The 15,792-nt window shown below is 39.7% G+C and carries 11 protein-coding genes and 8 tRNA genes; all 19 read right to left on the bottom strand.

What is annotated here, in order from left to right; all coding sequences use genetic code 11:
* On the bottom strand, positions 1-1,500 hold the full coding sequence (gene galT / locus F606_RS0110065; RefSeq protein WP_019553757.1) for a UDP-glucose--hexose-1-phosphate uridylyltransferase: 1,500 nt from the start codon (positions 1,498-1,500) through the stop codon (positions 1-3).
* Between the two features lie 41 nt (positions 1,501-1,541).
* On the bottom strand, positions 1,542-2,531 hold the full coding sequence (gene galE / locus F606_RS0110060) for a UDP-glucose 4-epimerase GalE (protein WP_019553756.1): 990 nt from the start codon (positions 2,529-2,531) through the stop codon (positions 1,542-1,544).
* Between the two features lie 12 nt (positions 2,532-2,543).
* A complete protein-coding gene (locus F606_RS0110055) occupies positions 2,544-3,713 on the bottom strand; it encodes a galactokinase (protein ID WP_019553755.1) in 1,170 nt (389 codons plus the stop codon).
* Positions 3,714-4,117: 404 nt separating this feature from the next.
* Positions 4,118-5,161: an aldose epimerase family protein gene (locus F606_RS0110050; RefSeq protein WP_019553754.1), complete on the bottom strand. Its 1,044-nt coding sequence runs from the start codon at positions 5,159-5,161 to the stop codon at positions 4,118-4,120.
* 663 nt (positions 5,162-5,824) lie between these two features.
* Positions 5,825-5,900 (bottom strand) — tRNA-Val (locus tag F606_RS0110045).
* Positions 5,901-5,903: 3 nt separating this feature from the next.
* Positions 5,904-5,978: transfer RNA gene (locus F606_RS0110040), tRNA-Glu, on the bottom strand.
* 149 nt (positions 5,979-6,127) lie between these two features.
* Positions 6,128-6,203: transfer RNA gene (locus F606_RS0110035), tRNA-Lys, on the bottom strand.
* A gap of 8 nt (positions 6,204-6,211) precedes the next feature.
* Positions 6,212-6,287 (bottom strand) — tRNA-Phe (locus F606_RS0110030).
* A 4-nt stretch (positions 6,288-6,291) separates the two neighbouring features.
* A tRNA-Asp gene (locus F606_RS0110025) sits at positions 6,292-6,368 on the bottom strand.
* Between the two features lie 11 nt (positions 6,369-6,379).
* Positions 6,380-6,455: transfer RNA gene (locus tag F606_RS0110020), tRNA-Val, on the bottom strand.
* Between the two features lie 4 nt (positions 6,456-6,459).
* A tRNA-Glu gene (locus F606_RS0110015) sits at positions 6,460-6,534 on the bottom strand.
* 5 nt (positions 6,535-6,539) lie between these two features.
* Positions 6,540-6,615: transfer RNA gene (locus F606_RS0110010), tRNA-Lys, on the bottom strand.
* Between the two features lie 500 nt (positions 6,616-7,115).
* Positions 7,116-8,402, bottom strand: coding sequence for an adenylosuccinate synthase (locus F606_RS0110005; RefSeq protein WP_019553753.1), 1,287 nt, complete (start codon positions 8,400-8,402; stop codon positions 7,116-7,118).
* A gap of 564 nt (positions 8,403-8,966) precedes the next feature.
* Positions 8,967-9,290 (bottom strand): hypothetical protein, encoded by a 324-nt coding sequence (locus F606_RS0110000; protein WP_407635976.1) that lies wholly within the window; start codon positions 9,288-9,290, stop codon positions 8,967-8,969.
* Positions 9,291-9,378: 88 nt separating this feature from the next.
* Positions 9,379-9,735 (bottom strand): hypothetical protein, encoded by a 357-nt coding sequence (locus F606_RS0109995; RefSeq protein WP_019553751.1) that lies wholly within the window; start codon positions 9,733-9,735, stop codon positions 9,379-9,381.
* Positions 9,736-9,938: 203 nt separating this feature from the next.
* Positions 9,939-11,270 (bottom strand): replicative DNA helicase, encoded by a 1,332-nt coding sequence (gene dnaB / locus F606_RS0109990; protein WP_019553750.1) that lies wholly within the window; start codon positions 11,268-11,270, stop codon positions 9,939-9,941.
* 96 nt (positions 11,271-11,366) lie between these two features.
* Positions 11,367-13,340, bottom strand: coding sequence for a Lon family ATP-dependent protease (lonC, locus tag F606_RS0109985; RefSeq protein WP_019553749.1), 1,974 nt, complete (start codon positions 13,338-13,340; stop codon positions 11,367-11,369).
* 13 nt (positions 13,341-13,353) lie between these two features.
* Entirely contained in the window at positions 13,354-13,800 is a 447-nt protein-coding gene (rplI, locus tag F606_RS0109980) for a 50S ribosomal protein L9 (protein ID WP_019553748.1), read from the bottom strand.
* Positions 13,772-15,784, bottom strand: a complete 2,013-nt coding sequence (locus F606_RS0109975; protein ID WP_019553747.1) for a DHH family phosphoesterase — start codon at positions 15,782-15,784, stop codon at positions 13,772-13,774. Before F606_RS0109975 ends, rplI begins: the two co-directional genes overlap by 29 nt.
* Between the last annotated feature and the right edge of the window lie 8 nt (positions 15,785-15,792).

Genomic DNA, 15,792 nt, shown 5'->3' with positions numbered 1-15,792 from the left:
CTATTTTTTTACAATTTGAACAAAAGCATCAAATGCTTTGATCCCATGATTGTCTCGTTTAAATACACCAGCATGTGTCAAAACTTGCATAAATTTAAGACCAATTTCTGTTTTGAGTATATCATCAATTGTTGTTTCCGTAAATTGAGGATATTTAAGCCGCAAAGCCTGATACCAATCTGCATGTTTTTTTATGGATTCTATATTGGAAACATCCGGACTTCCCTTTAAGAGTTCCGTACGTAGAAGTTCTAGTTCTTCTTTTAGGCGAGCTGGCAAAATAGCCAACCCAAGCACTTCAATGAGACCGATATTTTCCTTTTTGATATGATGTACTTCGGCATGTGGATGAAAAATACCCATTGGATGTTCTTTGCTTGTCCGATTATTACGAAGAACTAAATCAAATTCATAAGCGCCATCACGTTTGCGGGCAATTGGCGTGATCGTATTATGTTTTTCGCCATCACTTTCAGCCAAAATAGCAGCATCTGCATCGCTATAGCCACGCCATAAATCCAGTATTTTTACAGCAAGATCAACGATCTGCTGCGCATCGTTTGAATGCAGACGCAAAACAGACATTGGCCATTTCACACGACCAACCGAAACTTTTTCAAAGCCTGGTATTTTATATTCTTGTTCCACAAGGGCTTTGTCCATCGCAAATGTATAACGACCGCCTTGATAATGGTCATGTGATAAGATGGAACCACCTACAATCGGCAAATCAGCATTCGACCCAGCAAAATAGTGCGGAAACAAGTCAAGAAAATCTACTAAATTCGCAAAAGTTATGCGCGATATTTTCATCGGTATATGTTCACTATTTAGGATAATACAATGCTCATTATAATAGGTGTAGGGCGAGTATTGCAAAAACCAGGCTTTTTTCTGCAATTGCATTGGAATAATGCGATGAGTTTGGCGCGCCGGGTGATTGATATGTCCCGCAAACCCTTCATTTTCTTTGCAGAGAAGACATTGTGGATACGATGAAGATTTGACTAGTTTAGCTTTCGCAATGTCACGCGGATCTTTTTCTGGTTTGGACAGATTGATCGTAATATCCAAGTCACCATATTCCGTTTGTGTCTTCCATGCGATATTTTTATCAATGCGTGTTTTACGAATATAGTTTGATGCAATATTAAACTTATAATAGAAATCCGTTGCTGCCGCTGGCGAAAGCTCATATTGCTTTTTAAACTGTGCAATGACTTCGGATGGACGCGGCATCAAACAGTTCATGATCCGCGTGTCAAACAAGTCGCGTTCCGTAGTTGTGTTTTCGATGAAACCATTTTTTACTGCATACTCAAGAATCTTTTCGAGAATTGGTGTTGGTGTTTCCAGTGTTTCTTCGACTGTTTCTTCAGTAAATTCTGCCAGCTGTAATTCTGCCAGTAAAAGATTGGCCGCATAAATTTTATCTTCGACAACTAACAGCCCCTGCTGCAGGGCAAAATTCACTAAACGATTTATTTCGTAATTAATCATAATCTTCTTCCCTCTATCCCCAAGCCGATGAACTCTGTTTTCTATTCGTCGTAACCGTTTGGATGTTTTTTATGAAAGGTCCATGCCGTTTTGATAATTTGTTCAATATTTGTATAGCGAGGTTTCCAACCCAAAATTGTCTGTGCTTTTTCGCTGGAGGCGATAAGCTGCGCTGGATCTCCAGCTCTACGAGCGCCGACTTCAACTTTGATGGATTCACCCGTAGCCTTTTCGGCAGCAGCGATCATTTCTTTGACTGAAAAGCCTTTGCCGTTACCCAGATTGAAAATATTGCTTTCTTTGCCACTTCGTAGATAATTCATCGCACGGATATGGGCATCCGCCAAATCAATGACGTGAATGTAATCACGCAGACAAGTACCATCTTCCGTTGGATAGTCTTCACCAAAAATTGTGATATGCTCTCTTTTTTTGAGTGGAACCTGTAAAATAAGCGGAATCAAATGTGTTTCCGGTGTATGGTCTTCGCCGATGGAACCATCATCGAGTGCTCCCGCTACATTAAAGTAACGCAACGATACATAGTTGATACCATTGGCTTTATTGACCCATTTCATCATTTTTTCCATCGTTAATTTTGTTTCACCATATGGGTTTGTTGGTTTTGTTTCATCATCTTCCATAATTGGCACTCGTTTTGGTTCGCCATAAACAGCCGCTGTAGAAGAGAAAACAATCTTGTCAATTTTGTATTTAACCATGCTTTCGAGTAAAACCTGCATGCCATACACATTGTTATTGAAATATTTCAATGGTTCAACCATACTTTCACCAACGAGTGAATTAGCCGCAAAATGAATGATCGCATCAATTTTGTTTTCCGTAAAAATCTTATCAAGTATTACCGCATCACGAATATCACCCTGATAAAATTTTGCTTGCGGATGAATCGCCTGTTTATGTCCTGTCTGTAAATTATCGACAATCACAACGTCTTCATTTTGTTGAATCAATTCATGTACAGCGTGTGAACCAACATACCCTGCACCACCACATACTAATATTGCCATTTTATATTCCTCCTATTTTATCAAACCTGCACCGTCCGAAATATTTGCTACATAAAAATCTGGGGCATAACCAATTTTTGCTGTGTATTCTGCTGCGATATTTTTTTCAAAGGCAGCAATGCATTCATCTTTAACAATACTTACGGTACAACCGCCAAAGCCACCACCGGTCATACGTGAACCCAAAACGCCTTCTTGCTTCCAGGCAAGTTCAGCTAATGTATCAAGTTCGATACCCGTAACTTCATAATCATCTCGCAAAGATACATGCGAAGCATTCATTAATTGACCAAATTTAACCAGGTCTTTATTTTCTAATGCTGCGACCGCTTCTAATGTTCTCTGGTTTTCATAAACGGCATGATGGGCACGCTTACGTTGGATTGGATTCGAAATAGCCTTGGAAAGTTCATCGAACTGTGCATCCGTAAGTTCGCCCAAGGCCTTCATGGATTTTACAGTTTGCAGCTGCGCCAGTGCGGCTTCACATTCACCGCGGCGTTCATTGTATTTTGAATCACCAAGACTATGTCTTTTATTGGTATTGGCTATAACAATGCTATACCCATTAAGTTCTATTTTACTATATCGATAGACCAATGTGTTGCAATCGAGCAAAATCGCATGATTTTTTTTACCCATGCCTACAGCAAATTGATCCATAATTCCACAGTTTACACCCACGAATTTATTTTCAGCTTCCTGGCTCATTTTCACCAAATCGACCCGATCGATTTTCAAATTCAAAAATTCATTTAAGATAACTCCAGTCAGTACTTCTAATGAAGCGGAAGAGGAAAGACCGGCACCATTTGGCAATGTACCATAAAATAAAATATCGAACCCTGTAGCAATTTCAAAACCATGATTCTGTAATATTTGGATGACACCCATTGGATAATTTGCCCAGTCATATTTTTTATCATAACTCAAGGATGCAATTTCAAATTCAATAACACCTTTTTCTGGTATATTCATCGAATACAAACGCATTTTTTTATCCGTGCGCTTGGCAGCGACCGCATAGGTACCAAGTGAAATAGCACAAGGAAAAACATTCCCTCCATTATAATCGGTATGTTCACCAATTAAATTAACACGTCCTGGAGAAAAAAAGGTACTTGTTGCCTGGTCACCAAAAATTTTTTTAAATTCAGCCTGCATGTTTTTTACAATATCCATTGTAATTCGCCTCCGCTTATATTTTTAGTATATCTAAAAGCTGTTTTCTTTGTCGTAAAACAAAAAAGAAGCTGTTTTTCCGGTAAATATTATATATTCCTTTCTATTTTTATGTAACTATTTAAAAAACCATATAAAGCAATTCTATTATTCATAAAAAAACAGCCACAACAGTAAACGTTTACCATTATTAATAAAATATAAGGAACGCATGAATTTAGTCAGCAAGTCCAATTGTTCCAAGTGTCTATACAAAAATTAATTTTTACTATATATGTATTACTTTACTACCTGCAATAATATCTGTCAATATGTTTCCGTAAACGTTTCCCACCCTAATGACCCACATCACAGGAAAACAGAAAGCATATTTTCCACATGCTTTCTCCCTGCATCGATTGGTCTTAACGAATTGAAAAACCATATGTTGTTACATGATGATAGTGCTGACCCTTTTTGAGAACAGGCGACGGAAACTGCGGTAAGGCTAAGGAATTTGGAAAATATTGTGTTTCCAAACAAAAACCACTGCGGCGTTGGTAAGCCATGTCATTTTTACCAAGCATACCATTTAAAAAATTACCACTATAAAACTGTACGCCTGGCATCGTCGTTTGAGACGTCATTTGGATACCACTTTCCGTGGCATAAGCAACGGAAAATTCATTGAGACCTTTGCTTTCTGTCAAAACAAAATTGTGATCATAGCCCTTACCGAAACGAATCTGCTCATTCGTATCATCATCAATTTCAGCACCAATTTTTTTTGGCTGCCGAAAATCAAATGGAGTGTTTTCTACAGGCAGATATTTACCGGTGGTAATCGATTCATGGTCCATTTCGGTAATTTTATCACTATGCAATTGCAAGAACTGATTTAGCATTGTACCGCTGTCTGCTCCATTTAAATTGAAGTAAGTATGGTTGGTAAGATTCACCACAGTGTCCTGATCTGTATCAGCCTGATAATCGAGTGTCAATAAGTTATCGTCATCAAATGAATATTTAACGGCTACCGTCAATGTGCCTGGATAATGTTCTTCACCATCTGGTGAAACACGTTTAAAAACGACACCGTCTGTTACGATTTCATACTGCCAAATTCGGCGATCAAAGCCAGTCGGGCCACCATGCAAATGGTTTTGATTATTATTTTTTGCTAATTTATATGTTTTGCCGTTAAGGATAAATTCTGCTTTGCCAATACGATTGCCATAACGACCGATAGAACCGCCTAAATGCCCGCCATTGTCCTCATACTCAGCCGCAGAGTCATAACCGAGACATACATCAACCAATTTTCCTGTGTGGTCAGGAACCACAATGGATTGAATCGTTGCACCATAATCCAAAATATTTACATAAGCGCCTTTGCTGTTTTCCAAGTGGAAGCAGGTAACTTCCTGTCCATCTTTGGTCTTACCAAACGAACTACGAGAAATTTGCATAAAAAAACACCCCTTAGATTTTATTAATTCATCCTGCTACGTCTGATTTCAGTCGTATATTGTATTTATATACACCAAATAATCCACAAATCCTGCAAAGCAAGAAAAATACGTAAACGTTTTCTGTCGAAAAAAGTGCTGGCAAGCCCATGCAGCAAACTATCACCTTTCGATTTTTACAGCGAATAAAAACGCCGTAGTAACATGATTCACAAAACGTATACACATTTCGATAAAAACCAGCAATAATTTTATATATTGTATACATTTCGTGAATCATGTATACATATGTCGTATCTATTTACTATTTTTTCAGCACATGTCATAATGAATTTACATTCTTTTTTTAAATTAAAATTTATATTGATGGAAAGGTCGTGTTTCTTATGAATAAACAATCTACTATGCAGTGTCAGTATTGTCACGAAAACAAATGTTATGCAAATGCCGCAACATCTCCGGAAGAATATGATAACCATCCCATTCAATGCCATGGTTGTAAAACTCCGGTACTAAAAAAAGAAGCTTAACGCACATGAACAAAATTTTCTTATCACAGCAAAAAGCTCCAGCAAATCACAAAATGCGCTGAAGCTTTTTTTCATTTTTTATTTCAACGCATAACAAAAATCCTGTCTAAAGAGACAGGATTAATTTTTCATATGGTGGGCGATGACGGGATCGAACCGCCGACATCCTGCTTGTAAGGCAGGCGCTCTCCCAGCTGAGCTAATCGCCCATATGGTGACGCGTATGGGATTCGAACCCATGAAACCGCCGTGAAAGGGCAGTGTCTTAACCGCTTGACCAACGCGCCAAATAAAACTTCACAAACTATGCTTGCATCACTAGAATATTATACATAATTTATCAATGAATTGCAACTTATTTTTCATTCCAAAAAACAGCTGCCACTCATAAAATAAAAAACCTTCTAAACAAGAGCCTAGAAGTGTATTAACAAAATGGTGACCCACCCGAGATTCGAACTCGGGACACCCTGATTAAAAGTCAGATGCTCTACCAACTGAGCTAGTGGATCAAAATAAATGGTGCCTTAGGACAGAATCGAACTGCCGACACGAGGATTTTCAGTCCTCTGCTCTACCGACTGAGCTACCAAGGCATAATGGCGACCCGAAGGGGACTCGAACCCCTGACCTCCGCCGTGACAGGGCGGCATTCTAACCAACTAAACTACCGGGCCATATATTATTTTGGTGGGCGATGACGGGATCGAACCGCCGACATCCTGCTTGTAAGGCAGGCGCTCTCCCAGCTGAGCTAATCGCCCGTAATGGTGACGCGTATGGGATTCGAACCCATGAAACCGCCGTGAAAGGGCAGTGTCTTAACCGCTTGACCAACGCGCCATAAATGGTGACCCACCCGAGATTCGAACTCGGGACACCCTGATTAAAAGTCAGATGCTCTACCAACTGAGCTAGTGGATCGTCTTGTGAGTAAAAAATGTTTTGGTGACTCAATTTTGTCTCGCATTTCATGTGCCACTCACAAGACAATATTATACTGATTTATCGAGTCTTTGTCAACACTTTCTTTTTGAAAAATTTTTAGTTGTGCTTAAATTCGCTTAAAATTCGTGATATCGCTTGTTTTTTAGTTATATTTCATCAAAATATTCTTGATTGTTCCCGTATCTGCTTCAAACTGCAATCAACTGGAGATACCAACTATATCTGCTAAGTTTAGCTGCTATGAAACCGTTGTGTTGTGGGGTGCATCGTCCGTAAGGACGTAACTGATAGACTTGCTGGCAGACCCTTCTAATACAATGCCAGGCGATGTTGTATCGATTATAGAGTCCTGCCCGCCTTTTCTGATAAACGGATATATAAAGCCAATTTCTGCCATACAGCCTTATAAACAAATGCAGCCTGAACAAGCAAATCGTTTGTTCAGGCTGCATTAAAATTCCTATAAGCTTTCTTGCTTAAAAAATATCCTTTTTAACAACAATCGTTTGCGCACGATTCGGGCCAACAGAAACATAGCCTATGTTGATTTCTGCCACTTCAGCCAAACGTTCTACATACTTTTTAGCATTTTCCGGCAAATCTTCATACTGACGAATTTTTGTAGTATCCGTCATCCAGCCAGCAAATGTTTCATAAACTGGTTCTACTGCCCCAAGCACTTTAAGGCTGGCTGGCATTTCATCGATGATTTTACCATTATATTTATAAGCAACACAAATTTTAACTTCTTTAAATGTATCTAAGATATCAAGACGCGTGATTGCCATGTAGTCAATCCCACTCAAGTAACCTGCATAACGGACTACACACGCATCGAGCCAGCCAGTACGACGTGGACGACCAGTAACCGTACCGAATTCATGACCACAGCTGCGAATCTTATCACCGACTTCATTGAGTTGTTCCGTTGGGAACGGACCTTCTCCGACACGTGTACAGTATGCTTTGACAACTCCAACGACCGTATCAATTTTTTTCGGTGCAATACCAGCACCTACACAGGCACCACTCGAAGTTGGATGTGAAGATGTTACATAGGGATATGTACCATGGTCAAGATCCAACAGCGTTGCCTGCGCACCTTCAAACAATACTTTTTTCTTTGCTTTGAGCTGTGCATTCAGGTAAGCAGATGTATCAATGACATGCTTACGCAGGCGATCTGCATAAGCCAGATATTCGCTGCGAACTGCATCATAGTCAAAACCATCATGGTTGTAAACTGCTTTCAATTCTTTATTTTTAATAGCAAGAACTTCTTTAAGTTTTTCGCTGAATACTTCTTCATCCATAAGATCAACAATACGAATACCGATGCGGTTATCTTTATCCATATAGCAAGGACCAATACCACGTTTTGTCGTGCCGATTTTATTATCGCCACGAACGTTTTCTAAGAGTTCATCCATTAATTTATGGTAAGGCAAAATAACATGAGCCCGATTGGAAATACGTATTCCATCTACCTCAATTCCTTGTGCCGTCATTCCATCCATTTCCTGAAGAAGAACTTCCGGATCAACAACAACACCATTGGCGATAACACATGTTTTACCTTTGTATAAAATTCCTGAAGGCAGTAGACGCAGTTTAAATTCTTTACCTTCTACGGTAACTGTATGACCTGCATTACTCCCTCCTTGAAAACGAACGACAACATCGGATTGTTCTGCTAAATAATCGACGATTTTACCTTTACCTTCATCGCCCCACTGAGTTCCCATTACAACAACTGCTGACATAAGACCTCTCCTCTCAATAATATGATTTATATAAAAGTGAATTTAGATACCCAAAAACGCCATAATTGCATTTACATTCGTAAGTACTAGAAAGCGTATTCAAAATATTCACAGCTTCCTATTTCTTGACATTCATTTTGGAAATCTTCACCTTTTATCCATTTTTCCATAGCAATACTGTACGCATTTATAAAAAGCATCACCTGTAACGTATCGATTGAAAACGGTAATTAGATCACTTGTTTTTTTCTATATTGGCTTATAATGTCAATGAAACAACAAAAACACTCAAATTGGCATACGCATGCCTCTTTTTGAGTTTGGTGAAAAAATATGTCCTAATTTCCCTTGAATATCATAGCATTGATTATAGCAGCATGTCAATTTAATTTACAAAAACCATTCTATTTTTATCATTTTGATCCTACAATGACAAAACGAGCCTGTCCCATATAGACAAAACACTATTTTTATGCGTCAAAAGCCATCACAGGTAAAGATACCTGAAGGGCAGTACGCAAAACAGGCTGCCAGCTTATAAAAAGCGAGCAGCCTGTTTTTTAGTTAGGTATTATGACCAATAACAACACCAAGCACCAGTGCTGCTATTTCATTTAATGTATTATTATGGCGATCATTTTCCCGATCTTGACGTTCCTGCCATTCTCTATCACTTTCATGATCATGTCGTCTCATTTCTCGTTCATGTCTTTCATTTTCTTCACGCATCCGTCTATCATGCTCAACTTGACGGTCACCATTGTCGCGGCCACCATCATGTCTATCATCAAAACGAACGTCTTGGCGGTTATCACGATGCATCGGAGAAGCTTCAAGCACGGCGGTCCCAAAACCTGTTTGAATGATACCAATCATAGAAAGTATCATGATTTTTTTTGTTATATTATTCAAAACGAACTCCTCTTTTCTTTAAATATTACGAATCTTTATCTATGGAAAATATACTATCTTAATTTCACCTTCTGTGGAAAGGACCCTGTTGATCTTTTTCTCGTGCTAACCTCTGTAATATTTGTTCATGACGATGTTTTTCATGTGATCTTCGTTCACGCCAATCCTGTCTGGTTTCAAATCGATGCCGTTGAATTTCTTGTTCATAACGGTCGTTCTCTTCGCGAACTTTTCTATCATATTCTCGCTGGCGAAATTCATCGCGATCATGATCTCGATGATCAAAACGAGCTTCTTGATGATCTCGGTTCATCGGACGATCGTTCTGAAATGCCGATGCTTCAATTATCGAAGCGCCAAAGCCTGTTTGAATGATACCAATCATAGAAAATATCATGATTTTTTTTGTTATATTCCTCAAAATAAAACCTTCTTTCCAATCAGAAAATACGATATGCTTAAATATGGAAGAATAGCGATGTATACGCTTCTATTATTTAAGAGTATACATTACTATTCTTAGGAAAGGGTTTGAATTCTAAAATTTCACCCATTTAATTTTTTTCTGCGTACCAGTTTACAAAACAGAACAGATTCCGAGGAATCTGTTCTGTTTTGTATAAATTAGTTTTGTATCCGTGATAAATCGGCAAATTTTGTAAATTGTTTGTGAAAAAACAACTGGATGGTATCAACCGGACCATTACGATGTTTGGCAATGATCACATCTGTAATATTTTTATTTTCCGTATCAGGATCATAGTAATCTTCCCTATAGAGAAACATAACAATATCCGCATCCTGTTCTAGGGAACCGGATTCACGAAGATCGCTGAGCATTGGTTTTTTAACCTGCCGTGATTCCACACTACGACTGAGCTGAGAAAGAGCAATAACCGGTACATTGAGTTCCCTTGCTAATGCTTTGAGTGAGCGAGATATTTCCGATATTTCCTGCTGGCGATTATCGCCGCCTTTGCTGCTGCTGCCTTGCATGAGCTGCAAATAATCAATAACAATCAATTTCAGGTCATATTCCGTTTTCAAGCGTCTTGCTTTCGAACGCAATTCCATAACAGTGATACCAGCTGTATCATCAATAAAAATTGGTGCAGTTGACAATCGATCTGCAGCACTAATCAGTTTTCCCCAATCCTTATCGTCGAGTTCACCGATGCGAAGACGCTGCGAGTCAATCGCTCCCTCCGAACAGAGCATACGCTGTACAAGCTGTTCTTTTGACATTTCCAAAGAAAAAAAAGCCACTGCCTTTTTTTCTCGCACAGCAATATGGGTAGCCAAATTGAGTGTAAACGCTGTTTTCCCCATACTTGGACGAGCGGCGACCAAAATAAGATCGGAGGGCTGGAGTCCTGATGTTAATTTATCCAAATCCTTAAAACCAGTTGGAGTTCCTGTAATTCCGCCTTTAGAAGCGTATAAAACTTCAATTTTACTGAACGTATCCAGCAAAATGTTTTTAATCGGTGTAAAATCACCGCCGCCGCGTTTTTCTGCGACTTCCAAAATCATTTTTTCAGCCTTGTCCATTACATCAATTACATTTTCATTGTCTTCATACCCCATACCAGCAATCGCCGTAGCAGAATTAATCAAATGCCGAAGCTGCCCTTTTTCTTTGACAATCTTAGCATGATACTCAATATTGGCTGCCGTCGGCACACTATTGGCCAACGATGTAACATAGGCTATCCCGCCAACCTTATCAAGTTGTTCATTTTTGCGCAGTTGTTCCGTAATCGTAATAAGATCAACCGCTTCATTTTTATTGAAGAGTTCGAGCATTGCATCAAAGATAATCCGATGCGCGTCTCGATAAAAATCTGTTCCAATTAAAATCGTCACAACTTCCGAAATCGCTTCTTTTTTTATAAGCATCGCACCTAAAACAGCTTGTTCGGCTTCAATATTCTGCGGTGGTATTCTATCAATCAACAAGAATCACTCCTCTCAAACAAAAACGGAGACCGGGGCAAAATATGCCCCAAATCCCCGCCCGTCCTACAGACGGAAACCTCCTGTAACAGAGATTTATGCGATTATTTCTTTATCTTTATCGTCTTCAAACAATACCGCAAAGGCACCTTCAGCAGTCGTTACCGGATGTATGTCCAGTCCCAAATGTCCTTCTGGTATGTCTTTTTCATTTTCTTTTGGAATTACCAACGTTGTAATACCAGCTTGTTTTGCCCCATAGGCTTTCTCAAATACACCGCCGACTGGACGAACAAGCCCTTGGATCGATATTTCACCGGTAACAGCAACGTTCTGCCTAATTTTGCGTCCCGTAATAGCCGAAATCAAGGCGGTCAAAATAGCAGTACCAGCTGACGGACCGTCAATATTACCACCACCAATGACATTGATATGGATATCATAGTCATGCACATCTTCACCAGTGATTTTACGAAGTACGGAGGCTGCATTAAATACGGAATCTTTCGCCATGCTGCCAGCTGTTTCATTGAACCGAACCGTCCCTTTGCCTTTTTCATTTGCCTTAAAAGCCACTGCTTCAATTTCAATGACAGATCCCAAGTATCCTGCTACCCCAAGTCCAAAAACCTTACCAACTTCAGATCTCTCTGATGCTTTTTGTGTAACAAATGGTGACAGACGACTTACCTGGGTAACTTCATACACATCTTCTTTGTTTATAATAATAGCCTCATCTGTATCACCGATTCTTTGTAATGCCAAACTGTACGCATCAGCCAGAATATTGATAGCTTTTCGGCCCTCAATTGTATATTCACTGATCAGTGCAGCCACATCATCAGCAATCGTAACTTCCAATTTTTCAGCTGCATTTAAAACAATCGTTTCAATGTGTTTGGGTGTAAGCGGTTCAAAATAGATTTCAGCACAACGCGACCTGAGGGCTGGATTAATATACCCGGCATCACGCGTAGTCGCTCCAATCAAGACAAAATCTGCCGGTGCACCGTCTTCAAAGAGTTTTCTGATGTATTTCGGCACATTTTCATCCGTCGGATCATAATAGGCCGATTCAAAAAAGGCCCGTTTATCTTCTAACACTTTAAGTAGTTTATTTTGCAGCATGGCATCCATTTCACCAATTTCATCGATGAATAAAATGCCACCATGTGCATCGGTTACCAGCCCCGGTTTTGGTTCTGGTACGCCACTGTCGGCAAGATCTCGGCGAGCACCTTGATAAATTGGATCATGCACAGAACCCATAAGTGGATTTGTCATGTCCCTCGGATCCCAGCGCAAGGTAGTACCATCGGTTTCGACAAACGGCGCATCTTCATTAAATGGTGTATATTTCGTTTTACTGGCAGCTTCCAAGACCAGTCGTGCCGCTGTCGTTTTACCAACGCCTGGCGGTCCGTACAGAATCAAATGTTGTGGATAGGGGGAGCTTAGCTTAGCTTGAAGCGACTTCACAGCTCGTTCCTGTCCCACAATCTCAGCTAATTTATTCGGTCTCAATAGTTCCATCACAGATTTCGTCAATTTAACGGTTTCCAATTTTTCTAAAGCCTCAAATTTTCCTTTTGCCTGCGGTGTTTCTTCTTCTTCAACTTTTTCGTCTTTTAAAACCTGCATTTTGATATCTTTAACATACTCTTGATGGCGTTCTTCCATTTTTTCAGCAATTTTTTTCTCAATTTTATCTTCTACACTACGTCTAGCCATAAGTTCTGCCAGTTCTTCCGACAATTGTTCCAAAAGATCCGGAATTTCTTCATCAGTCGGAATTTTATCCAGTGTCGGATTTTCCCAAATCAGTTTTTGCAGTGCTAAAACTCGTTCACCACGGTTTTGTGAACGCATCAAATCCATCGCATCGAGTTTTCCCGCTCGCAAAACAAGTTTTTCCGAACTGAAAATATCAACTAATACGCCATATAAGGCATCGATTTGTTTATCGATGCCTTCTGTCTTTTTGAGTATTATTTTTTTATGCCCGATTTTTTCCATCGGTGCTTCTTCTTGTTTATTTCTACGAAATAATTTATTAAAAAAACCTTTCATACTCTGCCTCTTCCTAGCCAGCGATTACATGTACCTTAATTGTACTTGTAATCTCCGGGTGCACTTTGATTACAGCATCATAATCGCCAACACCCTTTATACCGCCTTTAATTTCAATTTTTCTTTTATCAATCTCAAGATTGTGTGTGGTCTGTAAAATATCCGCCACATCTTTACCCGTTACAGAGCCAAATAATTTACCGCCTTCACCGATTTTAACAGGAATGCTTACTTCAATTTTTGACAGCTGGGCCGCCATAAGCTTTGCCTCATCCGTTTCTTGTTGTTTTTTTAACTGGGCTGATTTTTTCTTTGCATTGGCTACATTCATATTAGCAGTATTGGCTTCAACTGCATATTTTTTCGGCAAAAGAAAATTTCTGCCGTAACCTTCCGATACTTCTAAAATATCACCTTTATTGCCTACTTTTTTAATGTCCTGTTGTAATATTACTTTCACTTTTGTCACTCTCCTCAATATACTGAACGCTCAGCTCAATCGCTTTGCGTCTTATTTCTTCTATATCAGCATGTTTAATTTGTGCACCAGCAACATTTTGATGTCCACCACCGCCAAACTCCTCCATGATAACCTGTACATTGATTTCACCGGTTGACCTGGCACTTATACCTACGATACCATCTTCCAAATGGAATAAAACCATACTCATTCTCACATCTTCAATCCTAAGTAAAGAATCCGCAATCTGAGCCGCAATAACTTGGGCATTCGAAATTCCGGCTGGGCAAGAAGCCACGATAAGTCCGCCTTTAACAAATTCTGAACTACACAAAGACCGTGCTTTCGCCAGATTTGTTTCATAGTCAGTCCTAAAGAGGTGTCGCACCATCACTGGATCTGCACCAGACCGCCGCAAATAGGCAGCTGCATCAAAGGTTCGCACCCCCGTCTGCACTGCAAAATTTTTGGTGTCCACAACAATTCCTGAATAAAGTGCCGTCGCATCCATACGAGTCAAAACAAGGTCTTCACTGAAATACATCAAAAGTTCTGTAATGAGTTCGCTCGTTGAAGAAGATGCCGGTTCTATATAAACCAGCAGGGGGCTTTCAATAAACTGCTCTGAGCGTCGATGATGATCGATAACGATTACTTGCGAAACACGATCCAGAAGTGATGGTGCTGCAACAAGATGTGGAATATGCGTATCAACAATAAATAAAACCGGATTCAGCGCCGTAATTGTCCCTACGTCACTACTACTCATAAAGAGGTCTTGATAACTTTCATCATCTTTAAGCAAATCTGTAAATTTATCAATGCCTTCATTCATATCACTTAATATAATATGAACGTCCTTATTCATATGGCGAGCCATTTTGGCAATCCCCATCGACGACCCTAAACAATCAAAATCTTCATTGTGATGACCCATTATGAGCACGCTGTCCGAATTGTCGATGATTTCATGTAAGGCATGTGCCACAACACGAGCTTTCACTCGCGTGTGTTTTTCTACAGCTTTCGCCTTACCACCATAAAACTGCATCTTCCCATCAACCTGTACAGCGACTTGATCACCACCACGACCAAGAGCCAGATCCAACCCTGCTGTAACTTGTTCACCAAGCTGAGCAATCGTCGTATCATCGCTGACAGCGGCCACGCCAATACTTAATGTCACCGGAAACTTATTCGCACCATGAATTGCTCGAACTTTATCGAGAATATCAAATTTGTCCGCGAGCACACGATCTAAAGCACGGCGTTCCATAATAGCTACATAAAGATCCTCTGAAATACGTCGCAGAAATCCACCGATGCTCAAAATCCACTCATCGAGCAAACGATTAACTTCTACAATAATTGTTGTTCGCTGTGCTTCACTGATTCCCTGCAAAACTTCATCATAATTATCAATCTGAATATAGCTGAGTACTGGTTTTTCCATCGTACTACGACGCTTGAGTTTTTCAAATTCACTAACATCCGTAACATAAAACACCATAAGGCCCTGTACATCATCCGATGTCGCTACCGGACGATGTTTGGCACGATAAAACTTGTCTTTATAAGCAAAAATATATTCACTATCTTTGCCCCAAATTGGCGTTACAATGGCACGCGGCCAAAATTCTTTAATAGAGGTCCCAATTTCCGGTTTAAAACCCAGCCACTTACTAAGCTCTTTATTGTACCAACGAATTCTGGCGTCATAATCGACAATCAAAATAACCGTTGGCAATTGTTCAATGGCATAATTGGATAATTCATTGATATTTTGAATGATATTTTTATAGTAATAATCCAAAGCCCTCTGGCGATCCTGACAACGTTCTTTTGCATAAAAAAACAACGTAACCCAAATCAGCAGCCCAATCAGCGCAATATAGATATTATAATGCAATAGCACCAAAAGCAACCCGCCCATAATAACCATATGGATACAAATATCAAGCCATGCAGACATATTCCGAGGCATAGAAAAAC

This window comes from Propionispira raffinosivorans DSM 20765 (assembly GCF_000381065.1).
GTDB classification, from domain to species: domain Bacteria; phylum Bacillota; class Negativicutes; order Selenomonadales; family Selenomonadaceae; genus Propionispira; species Propionispira raffinosivorans.
Note: the sequence above shows the minus strand (reverse complement) of the source record. Positions and strands in the feature narration are given on the sequence as shown.